We start from the raw sequence: 15,174 nt of genomic DNA on the forward strand, positions 1-15,174 counted from the left end.
AGGGATTGTTCCGCGTTGCCCGGCATAGTGGGCGATAGACGGGCATTTTGTCTGCAGAATGTACATTCCTCGGGCAAAATACAGGGCGGCAGCTTTGCCGCCCTTTTTTCTTTTTGCCTTGTTGCGATCGCAGGATCGCACTGTCCGAGTTTCCGATGTCCTCTCCCGAACGCACGCGGCTGCGCCGCCTGCTGTTGAAGTCCCTGCCTCTCGGTACCTCGTCGATCGCGCTCGGTTCCCTGTCGTCCGTCGCGTCGCTTGCCCATGCGGAAAGCCCGGCCAATAGCCGCCCTATCTCGATGGTGCTGCCTTTCCCGCCCGGTGGCAGCGTGGATATCGTGGCGCGCCAGTTGCAGCCCGGACTCAAGACCGCACTCGGCCAGACCGTGGTGGTCGACAACAAGCCCGGCGCGGGCGGCTTGATCGCAAGCAACACTGTGGCCAGAGCCCGTCCTGACGGCAATACGCTGCTGATGGCGTTCGATACGCATGCGATCAATCCTTTTGCGTACAAGAACCTGCCGTACGATACCTTCAAGGACTTCACGCCAATCTCGCAGTTGGTGCGTTTTCCGCTGGTGATCGCGGCAAATCCGGCACTGATGGCGTCAAATGTGCGTGAACTGGTGGATATGGCCCGTGCGCGTCCCGATGGTGTGCGTTATGCATCATCCGGCATTGGCAGCCTGAATCAGTTGGCGGCGGAAGCGCTGGCAACTGAAGCGGGCGTTCATTTCCTGCATGTGCCTTACAAGGGCGGTGGCCCGGCAGTGCAGGCCGTGCTCGCGGGTGAAGTCGATGTGTTCTTCAGCAGCTACGCCGCGGTGCAGGCCCATGTGGCCGCCAAGACCATCAAGGTGCTCGGCGTCACGGGTACCTCGCGCCTGAAGCAATTGCCGCAGGTGCCGACCGTCGCGGAGCAGGGTTACAAGGGCTTCGAGGCTTATTCCTGGATCGGTGTGTTCGGCCCGGCCAATCTGCCGTCCGACACGGTGATGCGCCTGCACGATGCGCTCGCCAGTTCGATCCGTCAGCCGCGTGTGGTCGAGGCACTGCAGGCGCAGGGTTTCGAGATCGCGGTCGGTACGCCGGCCGAGCTCGGCAATCTGGTGCGCCACGAGCACGACAAGTGGCAGGCGGTCGCCCGCAAGGCCAACATTCAGTTCGATTGATTTCCCCATGACCCGCGCCGCTGCCCGACTCTCGGAACCGTACGATCACGCCGTCATCATCTGCCAGGACCTCGATGCGGCAGTCGACAACTGGAAGCGACTCGGCTTCACGCTGACGCCGCGCGGCTATCACACGCTGGGGTCGCAGAACCACTGCATCATGCTCGCGCGTGACTACCTCGAGTTACTGCACGTGACCGCGCCGACGCCGAGCCGGCAGTACTACTGGGACGCGCAGCAGCGCGGCGGCGGGTGCGCGGCCACGTCATGCAAGAGCCGCGATGCCTTCGCCACGGCCGCGCGGCTACGCGAAGCCGGCATCGAGCGCTCCGAGCCGATCGAGTTCTCGCGGCCGGTACGCCTCGATGACGGTAGCGAGCATGCGGCCACGTTTCGCGTAACGGCGGTCGATGGCGCGCCCGGCGCGCGCTATTTCGTCTGCGAGCACCGTACGCCCGAGTTGCTGTGGCGTCCGGAGTGGATGGCGCACGCCAATGGCGCCACCGCGATCGCGGCGATGTATCTCGTCGTGCCGGCGGAGCAGGTCGAAGCGGCAGGACAGACCTATGCGCGGATGACTGAAGGTGAGATGTCACCGCTGCGGAACGGTGCGGTGCGGGTAGCGATCGACGATGCGGAGCTGGTGGTGACGTCAGCAGCCGCGCTGGCGGCGCAGACTGGCACCGCCGAGATCGTGCGCGAGGAACCCGGCTATGCCGCGATCCGGCTGCGCACGGCCGATCTGGCGGTGGCGCGCGCGCACTGGCGCACCGCGGGTGTTGAAGCACGCGACCTCGGGCCGCGCGATACGCTGATTCCGGCCCACGCCGCGAACGGCGTGGCAATGCTCTTCACGCAGGCCTGATCAACCAGCCTTGGCGTGAGATACGCCGGTCGAGCCGAAGCCGCCCGCGCCGCGGGCGCTGTCTTCCGAGAACTCGGTCACCGTGGTGAACACCGGACGTAGCACCGGCACGAACATCATCTGCGCGATGCGCTCGCCGGGCTGGATCACGATCGGCTCGGTGCCGGGCGCATTGCGATTCCACACGCTCACCATGATCTGCCCCTGGTAATCGGCGTCGATCACGCCGATCGAGTTGCCGAGCACGAGGCCCTTCTTGTGGCCGAGACCCGAGCGCGGCACGATGGTCGCGGCCATGTACGGGTTGCCCATATGCACGGCGATGCCGGCCGGGATCAGTTGCGCGGGCGTGCCCGCTTCGATCGTGACCGGGGCGTCCACGCAGGCGTGCAGGTCGATGGCGGCAGCCATATCGCTCTGGTAGGCCGGCAGGCCCCAGTCGTTCAGGCGAGCGTCGAGAACCTTGATTTCGACGGATGGGTTCAGTGCAGCGGTCATGATTTCCGAATCAAAAAGCGAAAAGGTGCGATTGCAGGGGCGATGGTAGCGCAGTCGCGGCGGCCACTGCCTATGCGTCGAGCTCGAACGCTTCCGCGAGCAACTGATAGGTACGCTGGCGTGCCGCATAGCTTGCGGTGACGCTGAGCACGACCAGCTCGTCGGCGGCAAAACGCTCGCGCAACGCCAGCATCTGCTCGGTGACGACCTCGGGCGTACCGCAGATCGTGCGCGGACGTTCACGCTCGATGATCATGCGGTCGCGCTCGGTGGGCGAAAAATCCTGTGCCTGTGCCAGCGAGGGGATCGGCGCGTTGATACCGTAGGCCATCTGCACGCGGCGGATATCGACCGCGCGCATGAGTTGGTCTGCCTCGGTCTGCGTGTCGGCGCAGATCACGAATACGGCCGCGGCGCTGTACGGAGTCTGCTCGTAGCCCGGCTCGAAGGTCTCGCGATACTGGCGTGCCACCGCGTGCCCATAGTGGGCGTTGATGAAGTGCGCGAACGCAAAGCGCACGCCAAGCTTCGCGGCGAGCGCGCCGCCGAAATCGCTCGAGCCGAGCACCCAGATTTCGGGGCGCGTATCGATGGCCGGCTGTAGCAGCACGCCATCGGCGATATGGCCGGGCGGCACCTCGCCGCTCAGCAGCCACGCCAGGTCCTGCACCTGCTCCGCAAACTGGTCGCCACGGTTGTAGTCGCCCATCGCCACCGCCTGCGCGGTGCGCATGTCGCCGCCGGGTGCGCGGCCCACGCCGAGGTCGATCCGGTTCGGAAACAGACCTTCGAGCATGCGGAATTGCTCGGCGACCTTGAACGGGCTGTAGTAGGGCAGCATGACGCCGCCCGAACCGAGCCGGATGCGTCGCGTCACGCTGCCCAGGCGCGCGAGCATGACTTCGGGCGCGGGATTACACACGCCTTGCAGGCCATGATGTTCCGCGCACCAGTAACGCGTATAGCCGAGGTCATCGGCCATCTGCGCGAGATCCACGGTGGCGGCCAGCGCGTCGCGCGCGGTGTGGCCGGCGATTACCGGGCTTTGATCGAGGACGGACAGCCGCATACGCGGCTTGTCGTTCTGGGTAGCGGTCATGCGGGGTCCCGGAGTGAGCGGTATCAGGGCAGCTGGCGCGGCAGCCGATCGGCGATTGCGCTCACGAGCTGGCGTGCAAGCGCGAGCTTGTCCGCACGCGGCAGGCGCGTCATGCCATTGGCATCGAACAGCACGATCTCGTTATCGTCCATGCCGAACGTGTGATGGCCGATGTTGCCGACCAGCAGTGGCACGCCCTTGCGGCGGCGTTTTTCCTCGCCGTACTGCGCAAGGTTTTCGCTCTCAGCCGCAAAGCCGACGCAGAACGGCGCGTTGGCACGCGCGGCGACGGTGGCGAGAATATCGGGGTTCTGCACGAACTGCAGCGTGGGCGTGTCGGTATCGTTAGCCTTCTTGAGCTTCTGGTCCGAGACCGACGCGGGGCGCCAGTCCGCGACGGCGGCCACCGCGACAAACACGTCGATATCGCGCAATTGCGCGAGTACCGCGTCATGCATCTGTTGGGCGCTGCGCACATCGGTCCGCGCCACGCCACGTGGCGTCGGCAGCGCGGTGGGCCCGGCCACGAGTAGCACCTCGGCGCCCGCTTCGCGCGCGGCGCGCGCAATCGAGAAGCCCATCTTGCCCGAAGACAGATTGGTGATGCCGCGCACCGGATCGATCGCTTCAAACGTCGGCCCCGCCGTGATCAGCATGCGTTTGCCGACGAGCGTCTTGGGCTGGAAGAACGCGATCAGGTCTTCCACGATCTCTACGGGCTCGAGCATGCGGCCATCGCCGATCTCGCCGCAGGCCTGGTCGCCACTGCCGGGACCGAGGATCGTCACGCCGTCCGCGCGCAGTTGCGCCGCGTTGCGCTGTGTGGCGGGTGCCGCCCACATCTGGCGGTTCATCGCCGGCGCCAGCAGCAGCGGGCAATCGCGCGCGATGCACAGCGTGGTCAGCAGATCGTCGCAAAGGCCATGCGCGAGGCGCGCCATGAGGTCCGTGGACGCGGGCGCGATCAGGATGGCATCGGCCTCGCGGGAGAGGTCGATATGCGCCATGTTGTTATCGACGCGCGCATCCCATTGGGACACGTAGACCGGGCGCCCGGACAGCGCCTGCATGGTGACCGGCGTGATGAAGTGCGTTGCCGCCTCGGTCATCGCCACCTGCACGGTGGCGCCGGCCTTGGTCAGCAGACGGACTACCTCGGCCGACTTGTAGCAGGCGATGCCGCCGGACAGGCCGAGGACGATGTGCTTGCCGCGCAGATCCATGGAGAAGCTCTGTGGGAACGAAGATGGCGCATCATACCGCCGCCGTGCGCCACGTGCCGGACCCTCATTGGAGCGATCCGGCGGTGGCCGCGCTCAATGGCGGCGCTCAGTGGCGGCGCTCGGTGGCGTCGTTCAGTGACGTCTGACCCGACGCAGCTCATCGACGATTAGCAGCACCGCGCCAACCGTGATGGCGCAGTCCGCGACGTTGAACGCCGGAAAGTGCGTATTGCGCAGGTGAAAGTCGAGAAAGTCGATCACGTGGCCATGCACGACACGATCGATCACGTTGCCGATGGCGCCGCCGAGGATCATCGAGATCGCCAGGCAGAACATCTTCTGACCGTTATGGCGATACAGCAACCACACGATGAAGCCGGCCACCACCACCGCCAGTGCTGTGAAAAACCAGCGCTGCCAGCCGCCCGCATCCGCAAGGAAGCTGAACGCCGCGCCCTTGTTCCACACCAGCACGAGGTTGAAGAAGCTGGTGACCGGACGCGACTCGCCGTAGACGAATGAACGACTGATCAGGATCTTGAAGAACTGGTCGAGAATGATCACCAGCACTGCAAAGGCCATCCACAGCAGCGGCGTGGTGCTGCTGCCGCGTGCGGCCTTGCCGTTGCCATTGCGCCCGGAAGGACGCGAAGGACGCGCGCGCGACGAGGACGAAGACGTTGCCATCAGGCGTGACTCCTGTGTTCACCGGCGCCGAACAGGTTGCTGTCGCAGCGGCCGCAGAGGGTGGGATGCGCGGGATCGTGACCGACGTCGGCACGATAGTGCCAGCAGCGCTCGCACTTGGCGTGCGCGGACGGCGTGACCGTGACCAGCAGGTCGCCACCATCCGGCGCGGGCGTGACCTTGGCCGCGGACGTCAGCAGTACGAAGCGCAGGTCGTCGGCGAGGCTCTGCAGCGCGGCCAGTACTGGGCCGCCCGCGGCGATCGTGACTTCCGCCTGCAGCGACGAACCGATCTCGCCCTCGACGCGCACGGCCTCGAGCTGCTTGGTCACCTCGGCGCGCACCGCGCGGATCTCGTGCCATTTCTGCAGCAGGTCGTCCGCGTCGTCAACGGTCGGCACCGCGTAGTACGTGCTCGTGAAGATCGTGTCCGTGTGCTCGGTGCCGTGGGCGAAGATCTGCCAGGCTTCCTCGGCAGTGAACGACAGGAACGGTGCCATCCAGTGCAGCATCGCCTGCGTGATGTGATACAGCGCGTTCTGCGCGGCACGGCGTGCCTGCGAGTTCGGCGCGGTCGTGTACAGGCGATCCTTGAGCACGTCGAGGTAGAAGCCGCCGAGGTCTTCGGAGCAGAACGTCTGCAGCTTGGCCACCACCGGGTGGAACTCGTAGCCTTCGTAGTGCGACAGCACTTCCTTCTGCAGGCGCTCGGTCAGCGCCACGGCGTAGCGGTCGATCTCGAGCCATTCCGACGGCGGCAGCGCATGCTGCGCGTGGTCGTAGTCGGTCAGGTTCGACAGCAGGAAGCGCAGCGTGTTGCGGATGCGGCGATAGCCCTCGACCACGCGCTTCAGGATCTCGTCGGAGATCGACAGCTCGCCCGAGTAATCGGTGGAGGCCACCCACAGGCGGATGATCTCGGCACCCATCTTGTTGGCGATGTCCTGCGGCGACACCGTGTTGCCAACCGACTTCGACATCTTGCGGCCTTCACCATCGACGGTGAAGCCGTGCGTGAGCAGCGCCTTGTAGGGCGGCTTGCCGTACAGCATCGAGGCGGTCAGCAGCGACGAGTGGAACCAGCCGCGATGCTGGTCCGAGCCCTCGAGGTACAGGTCCGCGAGGCGGCCATCCGGCTCGTCAGCGGAGGGATCGTAGAGGTCGTCACGATGCGAGCCGCGGATCACGGTCCAGTGCGTGGTGCCCGAGTCGAACCACACGTCGAGCGTGTCGCGATTCTTCTCGTAGAACGCGGCCTCGTCGCCGAGCAGTTCCTTCGGATCGAGCGTCTGCCAGGCTTCGATACCGTGCTGGGCCACGCGCTTCGCGACTTCTTCCAGCAGCTCGGGCGTGCGCGGATGCAGGGCACCGGTCTCCTTGTGCAGGAAGAATGCCATCGGCACACCCCACTGGCGCTGACGCGAGAGGGTCCAGTCCGGGCGATGCGCGATCATGTTGTGCAGGCGCTGCTTGCCCCACGCCGGGTAGAACTCGGTGGCCTCGATGCCCGCCAGCGCGGTCTCGCGCAGCGTCGGGCCATCGTTGGTGGGGACCACGTCCATGCCCGCGAACCACTGCGACGTGGCGCGGTAGATGATCGGCGTCTTGTGACGCCAGCAGTGCATGTAGCTGTGCTCGTACTTGTGCGAGTTGAACAGGTTGCCCGACTGCTTCAGTACCTCGACGATCTTCGGATTGGCGTCCCAGATCATCATGCCGCCGAACAGCGGCAGCGTGCTGGCGTAGACGCCATCGCCCATCACGGGGCTGATGATGTCGGCGTCGGGCATGCCATGCGCCTTGCAGGACTGGAAATCTTCCACGCCATACGCGGGCGCCGAATGCACGATGCCCGAGCCGGTGTCGATGGTCACGTAGTCGCCGAGGTAGATCGGCGACAGGCGGTCGTAGCCGGCATCCATCTTCGCGAGCGGATGATGGAAGCGGATTTCCGACAGTGCCTCGCCGCGCGCGGTGGCGACGACGGTGCCTTCGAGGCCGTAGGTCTTGAGCTGTTCCTCGACGCGCTCGGTGGCCAGGATCAGGTAGCCGCGCGGCGTATCGACCAGCGCGTACTCAACCTCGGGATGCACGTTGAGCGCCTGGTTCGACGGGATCGTCCAGGGCGTGGTGGTCCAGATCACGATCCAGCCCGGCTTCGCCTGCAACTGGGCCAGGGGCACATGGAAGGCGTGCGCGAGCTTGTCGGTATCGGCGAACGGGAAGCCGACGTCGATCGACAGGTCGACCTTGTCCTTGTACTCGACTTCGGCCTCGGCCAGCGCGGAGCCGCAGTCGAAGCACCAGTTCACGGGCTTGAGGCCGCGGAACACGTAGCCTTTCTCCATGATCTTGCCGAGCGCGCGCAGTTCATCCGCCTCGTTGCTGAAGTTCATGGTCAGGTACGGATGCGCCCAGTCCCCGAGCACGCCGAGGCGCTCGAAGTCCTTCATCTGGCGCGCGATCTGCTCGGTGGCGTAGGCGCGCGCCTTGGCCTGGACTTCCTGCACTGGCAGGCCCTTGCCGAACTGCTTTTCGATCTGGATCTCGATCGGCATGCCATGGCAGTCCCAGCCCGGCACGTACACGGCGTCCAGGCCCGTCAGGCCGCGCGCTTTCACGATCATGTCCTTCAGGACCTTGTTGACCGCGTGGCCGATGTGGATGTCACCGTTCGCATACGGCGGGCCGTCGTGCAGCACGAACTTCTTCGCGCCCTTGCGGGCCGCGCGAATCTTCTTGTAGAGCTGCTTGTCCTGCCATTGCTTGACCCACAGCGGCTCGCGCTTGGGCAGGTCGCCGCGCATGGGGAACGATGTTTCCAGCAGGTTGACCGGATACTTGCTTTTCTCGGGCTTGGCGCGTTTGTCGTCGGACATGTCTTGATTCTCGGCAATACAGCAGGGCGCGGCGGAAGGTCGATCGCCGCGCGATCATTCGGGTAACTGACGGGTAAGGCAGGGGGTGGCGGGCCACCGACGCCGCAGTGCGGCATCGGCTCCGCTACCTAATTCGATCGGTCGCCGACGTGGCATCGGGCGCGGTCAGGCCGAAAAACGCACGGGCGTCGGCACTGTCCTTGGCGATGGCGGCGGTCAGCTCGTCCAGACTGTCGAAGCGCGCTTCGTCGCGCAGCTTCTTCATGAACTCCACGCGCACGAGCTTGCCGTAGAGATTGGCATTGAAGTCGAACAGATGCACCTCCAGCAGCACGCGGCCGGCGTCTTCGATGGTCGGACGCACGCCGATGCTGGCCACGCCCGGCAATGGCCGCTCCGCGAGGCCGTGCACCTGCACCACGAAGATGCCGTTGACGGCCGGACGCTTGTGCGAGATGCGCAGGTTGAGCGTGGGAAAACCGAGGTCGCGGCCCAGCTTGCGGCCATGGATCACGTGGCCGCTGATTGCGTAGCCATGGCCCAGCAGTCGCCGCGCGTGTTCGAGATCGCCATCCTCGAGCGCCTGGCGCACCGCCGAACTCGAGATCCGCACGCCGCCTTCCGACACCGAGCCCATTTGCTCGACATCGAAGCCGTACTGCTGACCCGCGTCGCGCAGAAAGTCCACGTCGCCGGCGCGGCGCGCGCCAAAACGAAAATCGTCGCCCACCAACACCCAGCGCGTATGCAGGCCATGCCAGAGCACGTTCTCGACGAACGCCTGCGGCGACTGGCTGGCGAAGTGGGCATTGAAGTGCTCTACCACCACGCGATCCACGCCGTTGGCGCGCAGCGCGTCGAGCTTGTCGCGCAGCAGCGCGATGCGCTTGGGCGCACGATCCGGCGTGAAGAACTCGCGCGGATGCGGCTCGAAGGTCATCACGCACAGTGGCAGGCCCCGCGCGTCGGCGGCCGCACGGGCGCGCGCGAGCAGCGACTGGTGGCCGCGGTGCACACCGTCGAAATTGCCGATGGTGAGCGCGCAGGGCGCCCGGCTTTCGGCGTTGGGCAGGCCGCGGAAGACTTTCACGAGGACGGCGGAAAAGCGATTCGGGGGAGGGTAGGGACAGGTCATTGCTGACCCATCCCCCCCTAAGAACCGTACGTGCGAGTTTCCCCGCATACGGCTCAAGCCTTTACAAAGCCCGGTCAAACGACCGGGGCCGGTTTCATTACGAACAAACCATGATTATGCACTTGGACATGACAGCTTGGATGCAACAGCACTCGATTCCCTAGGACGTCCGAGCCACCGCGAACGCGGTGTTCGATGTGGTGGTCGTGCCACCCCGTTTCTTTGGTCATCTTGCACTGACACAACGCGCACAAGCCCTGCTGAGACATGTACAGCTTCACCCATTGCTTCCGATGCGACATGCTGTTCTGCATGCGCTCTTGGCGTAGGGCTTCCCCATACATCTCGTCGGCGGGGTCAAAGGGGTGGTAATCCCCCTTGATCTTCTTGTGGCGCTGGATGGCGGTTGCGGGTAACGAGTACAACTCCATCCAATCCCGACTGCCGTCGTCTTTCTTCGCTGCGGCCCTGAACACCCAAGTCCGATCCCCAACGGTCGCGAAGTACTTCTGTCGCAACCAGTCAGCTTTCTTCTTCGGGTGACGCCGTTTCGCCCATCGCCATAGGGCACGGAATACGTCGTGCTCCAAACGAGTGAACGTTGCCTTGGCTACTACCGGGCTGTGATACTGCGCCCACCCCCGTAGCATCGGGTTCAGCAAGCGAATTAGCTCCGTCTGCTTTACCGTCTTGTTGGTGCTGATGACCTCTTTCACTTTGCGGTAGAACGTCTGCACATTCTTCCGGCTCGGCTTGATGAGCAGCGTTCCCGAGTACTTCCGGAAATTCCACCCCAAGAAGTCAAAGCCTTGGTCGATGCGAACGATCCGCGTTTTCTCCTCGGATAGCGTCAGTCCCCGATTTGCAAGGAACTGCTCCACCCATGGTCGCACCTCGGTCTCTAACAACTCCGGCGTATTGCCGGTGATCACGAAGTCGTCCGCGTATCGCACTACGTTGACTTTTAGCTTCTTCGAGTTGGCGACTCCTAGCTTTGTCCCGAGGAACTTGACTAGTTGTTTTTCCAACCCATTCAGCGCCACATTGGCCAATGTGGGGGAAATAATGCCCCCCTGTGGCGTTCCGGCGTCGGTCGCCTGAAACTGACCTTGAAAAACCACGCCAGCTTTCAACCACTTCCGAAGGATCGACGTGTCCATGCGGACATTGCGCTCCAGCCAGTCGTGACTGATATGGTCAAAGCATCCTTTGATATCCGCTTCCAAGATCCATTGGGCCGAAGCCTTTTTGGACAGGTTGAGGAATAGCTGGGACATGGCGTCCGCGGTAGAGCGATTGAGTCGAAACCCATAAGAGTTCGGATCGCTTGTTCCCTCGGATACCGGTTCCAGCGCCAACAGGTGTAAGGCCTGCATGGCTCGGTCCAGCATGGTCGGAATGCCTAGTGGGCGTTCCTTCCCGTTGGCCTTGGGGATAAAGACCCGCCGCAATGGCAGGGGCCGATATCCACGGCGCTTTAACCGCTCAATGGCTGCCCATCGAGCTTCAGGCGAGTCCCACAGTTCACGATCGACGCCTGCCGTTCGCTTACCTTGGTTCTCCGTCACTCGCCGCACCGCCGATGCCTTGGCGGAGAACGAGCGGGTCAGAGACCGTTGCAAGGCTTTCACCCTGCGCCAGTCCCCTTCCTTTGTTGCCTTCGCAATTCTGATCTGCATCGCCCGGACGTTCCGTTCCACTTGGCGCCATCGAATGGCATCCCAGCTTGGCGGTGCGCCGGAGAGCGCAGAATCATTGTTGCCAATAATTGCTTCCATGCTGCTCTCCTATCGTTGAAGTTCCCCAACAATCAGAAGGTCAACATGCCCCTCGCGGGGCACATTGGCCCCCGAGGGGAAAAATTTCGATTCGAACTCAGTCAGCCGTCTTGCGACGAAAGACCGGTTGGAAGTCTGCCCGCTTTCGCGTGGGATGATGTTTCAACCCCTATCCGGACCATTACAGCCCGGCCTTCGCTTTTTCCAACTTCCTATACCCGCATCACCAACAGCGTTCCTTGCGGTTCGCCTGCCGGGGCCAATTGCGCCCTGGCGGTAATACGGGCTTAACGCGTTCCCTGGTCGTTACACGACTGGGTTAGGGTCCGCCTCTCCGCCGGTGGTCCGTTGACGACGTATCCCGAGTTTCCAGCGAGATATCCGACCACACACCGATTTGGTTGATGCCTGTCAGCAGCTTTGGCACCTCAATGCTTACGACGTTTATCAGCAGTTCACTTACGTTACCCATACCAGCCAGCCTAGCTCCTTGACCCCATTGCTGCTCGGAGTCTCTACGCCGTACCTCACGATAGCGGCGCACCCTTGCGGGGGCTACGTTGTCAGGAGAGCTTCACACCCCACCGTTACCAGTGACGCATGTCTCCTTAGGCTACTGCTAGTCGCATAGCAGGTTCACTATCAGGTCGTCTTGCGACGGCCCCGACCGAACCATAACGTCCAGAGCCTCAATGCGCTCCGTCTTACAAAACTCCCCATTTGGAGAGCTCAATGCCGCGCACACCTCCGCCTTGTGGGCAGAAGTATCCGCCCCTGAGGCGTGGTCCTTGCAGCGATCAATTGCTGTAGTCGGATCGGGATCCAACTCGTACCACTTGCAGAGAGAACCTTGGGTTTCCCGTCGGTCCTTACATTGTCGATGCGGCTAGGCCGCTGCCGGTAGCGCCGGCGTCGCACGAAAACGGGCATTATAAGGCGAATGGCCCGGTCTGCCCCATTTGGTGGCAGTGCGGCATCCCGTCAAGGGGCCGAACCAGCGGGCAAGCGATGCGCCTGCCCCACAACGCTGGCGTGCGCGCATCGATTGTGCCGCTTCAGGCTGCCGAAACATGGCGCGGCGCGGCAAAAGGCGGCATGATATGCGCCACTCGGAATACCAATCGCGCGACACATGCAATGACCGGCGCACCTTGCCGATCCTGTCGATTCTGGCAGTTTCGCGGGGTCGGGCCGCACCGCGGTGTCAGCGTCAGAAGTCAGGGTCAACTCTTGAACGCGCTGCTCAACAAGTTCCTGCCCCCGCCCGGGCCGCCGCTCGACACCGAGACGCGCGCCAAATTGCTGGCCACGGTCCATCGTGTCTCCCCCACGGGCATTGGCGCGTCGCTGATCCTGCCGGGTCTGACCGCGGCAGCTTTCTGGCACGAAGCCCAGCACGCGGCGCTGCTCGCGTGGTGTGGGGTCATGCTGGGCCTGACGGCCACGGTCTGCTGGTTCTACTTCGGCTACAAGCGCGATGGCGGTCGCATGAGCCGCTCCGCCCATACGCGCAAGTGGTGGAACAACATGCGCGTGTACTCGTTCGTCACGGGCGTGACGTGGGGCAGCTCGGCGCTGCTGCATCTCTATACGGACTCGAGCGTGTTCTCCGCGGTGCTGTATCTGCTGACGCTCGGCGTGCTGGCCGGCGGCGCCACATCGCAGTCGCCGGTGCCGTCGAACCTCGTATTTGCGGGTATCCCGATTCTGGTGCCAAACGTATTGCTCGCCGATTTCGCGTTTCCCGGTCATGGCGGCTACGTGCAGGTGTTGCTGATCGTCTATTCGCTGATGCTGGCGCGCCACGCGCTGAACCTGCAGCACACGCTTGTGCGCGCGATCCAGCTCGAGGGCGGCAGCCGCCGGCTGGCCAAGCAGTTCCAGGAAGAGAAGGAGCGCGCGCTCCATGCAAGCGAGGAGAAGTCGCGCTTCCTCGCCGCGGCCAGCCACGACCTGCGGCAGCCGGTGCATGCGCTCGTGATGCTCGTGGAAGCGTTGCGTGTGCGCAACCAGTCCAGCGCGTTGCATCCGCTCGTGGAGCAGGTGGCGGCCGGCACGCAGACCATCGACCTGCTGTTCCGCTCGCTGCTCGACCTGTCCAAGCTGGAAGGGCGCAAGGTGTTGCCGACGCTGGAACCGTGCGACCTCAACGGGCTGATTCACGACGTGATGAGCCAGTTCGCCGCGGATGCGCGCGAGAGCGGGTTGTCGCTGAATCCGCGCGTGCCCGCCGAGATCTACGCGATGGCCGAGCCGGTACTGCTGCGGCGTGCATTGTTCAACCTCGTGCAGAACGCGCTGCGTTACACCAAACGGGGCGGCATTCTGGTCACGGCGCGGCAGCGTCGCAAGCATATTCGCCTCGAGGTATGGGACACCGGCGCGGGCATTACGCCAGAGCATCTGCCGGATATCTTCTCGCCGTACTACCAGGTGCATAACCCGCAGCGCGATCCCTCGCAGGGGCTGGGCCTTGGGCTCGCGATCTTCAAGGAGTGCGTGCGGCTGATGCGCGGGACCTATGGCGTGCGCTCGGTGCCCGGCAAGGGTTCGGTGTTCTGGTTCGCGCTGGCGCCCGCACCGGCCGAGTCGATCGCGAGTATCCGCGCCATGCGTGCCAACGCGCTGGCGGAAGAGTCCAGGCCGGAGCCGATGCGCGGCACCGTGCTGGTGGTCGACGACGACAACCAGATCCGCAAGGCATGGATCGCGCTGATGGAAGCGTGGGGCATTCGCGTGGCCTGCGCCGCGCACGGAGCCGAGGCCGATGGGCTGTTCCGCAAGGGTCTCAAGCCGGACATCATCTTCTGCGATCTGCGGCTGCCCGGTAGCGAGAACGGACTCGACCTGCTCGAGCGCTGGCAGACCACGCAACCGCAGGCGCGTAGCGCGCTGCTGACGGGCGATCTGAAATCCGACGCGCTGGTCGCGGCGGAAGAGGCGGGGTATTTCGTGCTGCCGAAACCGGTGGATCCGGCGGCATTGCGCATGCTGCTGCGCCGCTGGCTGCAACCGGCTTGATGTAAGCCGGACCAGCGCGCTGAAAAAAAGGCCGTCGCAATAAAAAGGCCGTCGCAACAGCGCGGCGGTTTCTTCCTGATTTCTTCCTGATTTCTGCCTGACTGCGCGAAGTTACTGGCGCAGGCGGAAACGTTCCATGCGCGACATCACCTGCATGCGTGTGCGTACGCCCAGTCGCTGCAGGATCGCGGACACATGTTCCTTGACGGTGTTTTCGGTCAGTCCGAGCTTGCGCGCGATGACCTTGTTCGGCAGTCCTTCCAGCACGAGCGCAAGTACGGATCCCTGACGCGGGGTCAGCCCCAGCTCCGCTGGCGTGACCGGAATGCCGTGCGCGGGCCCGAATTGCTGCGAGCGACCGCTGAGGGCTTCATCGGTCGGAAAGCTCGTATCGCCAGCCAGCACCTTGCGCACCGCTGCGGTGAACGCGTTGGCATCGAGGTGCTTGCCGACGAAGCCGCACGCGGAGAGCGCACGGGCGCGCCCGACGATCTCGGGCGTAGCCTCGGCCGACATGAAAATGAAGCGCGCACCAGGAATCACGGTCTTGAACGTCTGCATGGCATCGAAGCCAGTGCCGTCGTTCAGCCAGATATCGAGCAGTACGATATCCGGCCGTAATCCTTGTTGCAGCGAATTGAGGGCTTCCTTGGCACTACCGGCCGCGTGAACGGCAACGTCCGGCATGACTTCCGCAAGAAACGCGGTCGTGCCTGATAGGGCCATAGGATGATCATCGACCACCAACAGAGTCGGTGCAGTGTTCGACATGCGTATTCCCGTCTAATTTCCCAGCTCGTCCTTGTTGTCACCTCGC

The 15,174-nt window shown here is 64.0% G+C and carries 12 protein-coding genes; 4 read left to right on the plus strand and 8 right to left on the minus strand.

Annotated elements, in window-relative coordinates; genetic code table 11:
* Positions 1 to 155: 155 nt before the first annotated feature.
* The gene (locus LDO41_RS21060) at positions 156 to 1,172 is read left to right on the plus strand and encodes a Bug family tripartite tricarboxylate transporter substrate binding protein (RefSeq protein WP_223991724.1); all 1,017 of its coding nucleotides are present in this window, start codon (positions 156 to 158) and stop codon (positions 1,170 to 1,172) included.
* Positions 1,173 to 1,179: 7 nt separating this feature from the next.
* On the plus strand, positions 1,180 to 2,037 hold the full coding sequence (locus tag LDO41_RS21065) for a VOC family protein (protein WP_223991726.1): 858 nt from the start codon (positions 1,180 to 1,182) through the stop codon (positions 2,035 to 2,037).
* Here LDO41_RS21065 and dut read toward each other — a convergent pair whose 3' ends face one another.
* From dut to coaBC, 3 genes are all read right to left on the minus strand, one after another.
* On the minus strand, positions 2,038 to 2,535 hold the full coding sequence (gene dut, locus LDO41_RS21070) for a dUTP diphosphatase (protein ID WP_223991728.1): 498 nt from the start codon (positions 2,533 to 2,535) through the stop codon (positions 2,038 to 2,040).
* A 70-nt stretch (positions 2,536 to 2,605) separates the two neighbouring features.
* On the minus strand, positions 2,606 to 3,634 hold the full coding sequence (locus LDO41_RS21075; protein ID WP_223991730.1) for an LLM class flavin-dependent oxidoreductase: 1,029 nt from the start codon (positions 3,632 to 3,634) through the stop codon (positions 2,606 to 2,608).
* A gap of 23 nt (positions 3,635 to 3,657) precedes the next feature.
* Positions 3,658 to 4,857 carry a bifunctional phosphopantothenoylcysteine decarboxylase/phosphopantothenate--cysteine ligase CoaBC gene (coaBC, locus tag LDO41_RS21080; protein ID WP_223991732.1) on the minus strand — a complete coding sequence of 400 codons (1,200 nt, stop codon included), beginning with the start codon at positions 4,855 to 4,857 and terminating at the stop codon, positions 3,658 to 3,660.
* Positions 4,858 to 4,880: 23 nt separating this feature from the next.
* Between coaBC and LDO41_RS34250 the strand changes: the two genes are divergently transcribed.
* On the plus strand, positions 4,881 to 5,003 hold the full coding sequence (locus LDO41_RS34250; RefSeq protein ID WP_290370909.1) for a hypothetical protein: 123 nt from the start codon (positions 4,881 to 4,883) through the stop codon (positions 5,001 to 5,003).
* Here LDO41_RS34250 and lspA read toward each other — a convergent pair.
* From lspA to ltrA, 4 genes are all read right to left on the minus strand, one after another.
* Positions 4,990 to 5,544: a signal peptidase II gene (lspA, locus tag LDO41_RS21085; RefSeq protein ID WP_223991734.1), complete on the minus strand. Its 555-nt coding sequence runs from the start codon at positions 5,542 to 5,544 to the stop codon at positions 4,990 to 4,992. The two genes, LDO41_RS34250 and lspA, sit on opposite strands and share 14 nt — an antisense overlap.
* A complete protein-coding gene (gene ileS, locus LDO41_RS21090; RefSeq protein WP_223991735.1) occupies positions 5,544 to 8,423 on the minus strand; it encodes an isoleucine--tRNA ligase in 2,880 nt (959 codons plus the stop codon). Before ileS ends, lspA begins: the two co-directional genes overlap by 1 nt.
* A gap of 124 nt (positions 8,424 to 8,547) precedes the next feature.
* On the minus strand, positions 8,548 to 9,513 hold the full coding sequence (locus LDO41_RS21095) for a bifunctional riboflavin kinase/FAD synthetase (protein ID WP_223991737.1): 966 nt from the start codon (positions 9,511 to 9,513) through the stop codon (positions 8,548 to 8,550).
* Between the two features lie 119 nt (positions 9,514 to 9,632).
* Positions 9,633 to 11,336: a group II intron reverse transcriptase/maturase gene (gene ltrA / locus LDO41_RS21100; RefSeq protein ID WP_223991738.1), complete on the minus strand. Its 1,704-nt coding sequence runs from the start codon at positions 11,334 to 11,336 to the stop codon at positions 9,633 to 9,635.
* Between the two features lie 1,230 nt (positions 11,337 to 12,566).
* Here ltrA and LDO41_RS21105 point away from each other — a divergent pair.
* Complete coding sequence (locus LDO41_RS21105; RefSeq protein ID WP_223991739.1) at positions 12,567 to 14,357, plus strand: ATP-binding response regulator; 1,791 nt, start codon at positions 12,567 to 12,569, stop codon at positions 14,355 to 14,357.
* A 111-nt stretch (positions 14,358 to 14,468) separates the two neighbouring features.
* On the opposite strand, the gene LDO41_RS21110 is transcribed toward LDO41_RS21105, so the two are convergent.
* Positions 14,469 to 15,128, minus strand: a complete 660-nt coding sequence (locus LDO41_RS21110; protein ID WP_150370818.1) for a response regulator — start codon at positions 15,126 to 15,128, stop codon at positions 14,469 to 14,471.
* Positions 15,129 to 15,174: the final 46 nt, after the last annotated feature.

This window comes from Cupriavidus pampae, from assembly GCF_914271485.1.
Lineage (GTDB): Bacteria > Pseudomonadota > Gammaproteobacteria > Burkholderiales > Burkholderiaceae > Cupriavidus > Cupriavidus pampae.

Coding starts and splice junctions, on each gene's coding strand:
- coaBC (WP_223991732.1), bottom strand. CDS start 4,857: ATGGATCTGCGCGGCAAGCACATCGTCCTCGGCCTGTCCGGCGGCATC.
- LDO41_RS34250 (WP_290370909.1), top strand. CDS start 4,881: ATGGCGCATCATACCGCCGCCGTGCGCCACGTGCCGGACCCTCATTGG.
- dut (WP_223991728.1), bottom strand. CDS start 2,535: ATGACCGCTGCACTGAACCCATCCGTCGAAATCAAGGTTCTCGACGCT.
- LDO41_RS21065 (WP_223991726.1), top strand. CDS start 1,180: ATGACCCGCGCCGCTGCCCGACTCTCGGAACCGTACGATCACGCCGTC.
- ltrA (WP_223991738.1), bottom strand. CDS start 11,336: ATGGAAGCAATTATTGGCAACAATGATTCTGCGCTCTCCGGCGCACCG.
- LDO41_RS21075 (WP_223991730.1), bottom strand. CDS start 3,634: ATGACCGCTACCCAGAACGACAAGCCGCGTATGCGGCTGTCCGTCCTC.
- ileS (WP_223991735.1), bottom strand. CDS start 8,423: ATGTCCGACGACAAACGCGCCAAGCCCGAGAAAAGCAAGTATCCGGTC.
- LDO41_RS21060 (WP_223991724.1), top strand. CDS start 156: ATGTCCTCTCCCGAACGCACGCGGCTGCGCCGCCTGCTGTTGAAGTCC.
- lspA (WP_223991734.1), bottom strand. CDS start 5,544: ATGGCAACGTCTTCGTCCTCGTCGCGCGCGCGTCCTTCGCGTCCTTCC.
- LDO41_RS21110 (WP_150370818.1), bottom strand. CDS start 15,128: ATGTCGAACACTGCACCGACTCTGTTGGTGGTCGATGATCATCCTATG.